Source organism: Mycobacterium sp. 852002-10029_SCH5224772, from assembly GCF_001667315.1.
Classification (GTDB): domain Bacteria; phylum Actinomycetota; class Actinomycetes; order Mycobacteriales; family Mycobacteriaceae; genus Mycobacterium.
Map to the genome: position 1 here is coordinate 1 of NZ_LZHT01000033.1, position 1,619 is coordinate 1,619.

Below are 1,619 nucleotides of genomic sequence, written 5' to 3' on the forward strand. Positions count from 1 at the left end.
TTCGCGCACGCGGCGCCGATCATCTTGACCGTCTCGGCGGGCGATTCGGCGACCGGCATACTGCCGAAACCAAAGCAGATCGGGGGCGTGCCCTGGGCGATCCACGCCAACACCTCGTCATCGCATTCGGTCGTCAGTTCCATGGTCAGCGAGCCCACGAACGGCCGCTGGCCACCCCACTTCGCCCATTCGTCGGCCAGGCCGGGGAAGCAAACGTCGTCGTAGGCCTGGATTTCCAGCGAGCCGCGCTCGGCGATCCGTCGCGGCGAGGCCACCGCGGCGGTCGGCAGGCCGAGCTCGCGCCGCTGCCGATCCTCGGCCTTCTTGTTCATCCGCCAGCACATCCAATCGTAGGCCGCCATTCCGGTGCGGACCATGGGGCCGGGCATCCCCGGAACGAGCCGGCCGTTGGGACGCATCGGAATGTAGTGCAGGGTGGCCATCGGGATGCCGTAATAGTCGGCGACGTTGATCGCCAGATCCTGGTAAAGCTGGCCGGTGAACAGCAAATCGGCTCCGGCCCCCACCGACATCAGCGCCGAATTCATTTCCTGCCAGTTCTTCAGCACCGGTTCCCAGGCTTCGCGCATCAACTTGACCGGGCCGCGAATGAAGTTCTTGAAGAAGTCGCGGATGAACTCGTCGCTCCAAAAGTCGTGCATGTCCGGCCCATAGGCGATCGCCGGAAGACCGGCCGCCTCGGCCAGATCGACAAGATTGGGCGGAACCGCCATGCGCACCGAATGGCCTCTGCGCATCAGTTCACGACCGATGGCCAGACAGGGCTCGATATCGCCACGCGTTCCATAACTTGCCACAGCAAATTTCATCGCGACTGTTACCTTAATCAATCCCCGACGGCACGGGCAACTTTGACGGCGGCGTTTCCACTCGGTAATCTGCGGCCCGGCGTTGGCACCGGGGCCCCGCCAGAGTCATTGGTTGTCGTTGTTCCGCAAGGGATTTGGCATCCCGCAGCCACGCGGGATGGTAACGGTGCACCGGAATTGCCGAGTGCGACAAAGCCAACCTCATCGGCCTTCCCCCCGACCGTAGAAGTATGACGACCCATAGGCTGAACCCCAGACATCGTCGCTCGATCTTCCCGTCAGTCTGCCAGACGATCGCCATCGTGTCCGCGAAAACGGGAAGTCGGCCCGGATCATCCCCGTACCTAAACCGATAACAAATTCGACTATTCCCCCAGTACAACGGCCCTAAACCTGTTTGCTGCGTCAGGCCCGACTGCGCGAGCGGACAAACGCCTCCACGACGTCGGCGGCCTTGACAACACTGTCCGCCGGCTTGGTCATCCGGGCGGCGATCTCGCCAGCGCGCCGAGCGTAATCCGGGGCGAGGATCCGGCCCAGGTCTCCCACCAATGATTCGCGATTGGTGGCTGAAAACCGCCGTGTGGTACCGACTTTCAGTCGTTTGAGCTGGGCTCCCCAAATGGTCTGATTGGCGTCCATCGACAGGATCAGCGTGGGAACCCCGGCGCGCAGACTGGCGGCCGTAGTTCCCGAGCCGCCGTGATGAACGACCGCGCGGCAGGCGGGAAAGACGGCTGCGTAGTTCACCGGGCCCACCACTTTGACGTGGTCGAACTGCGGGACGCC

General features: G+C 63.4%; 2 protein-coding genes. Both read right to left on the minus strand.

Annotation, left to right across the window (positions count from 1 at the left end):
- Positions 1-830: glycosyltransferase (locus tag A5775_RS07590; RefSeq protein ID WP_197512413.1), on the minus strand; the 830-nt coding region annotated here is incomplete at its 3' end.
- Positions 831-1,235: 405 nt separating this feature from the next.
- A partial coding sequence (locus A5775_RS07595) for a glycosyltransferase (protein WP_369827793.1) occupies positions 1,236-1,619 on the minus strand: 384 nt, incomplete at its 5' end.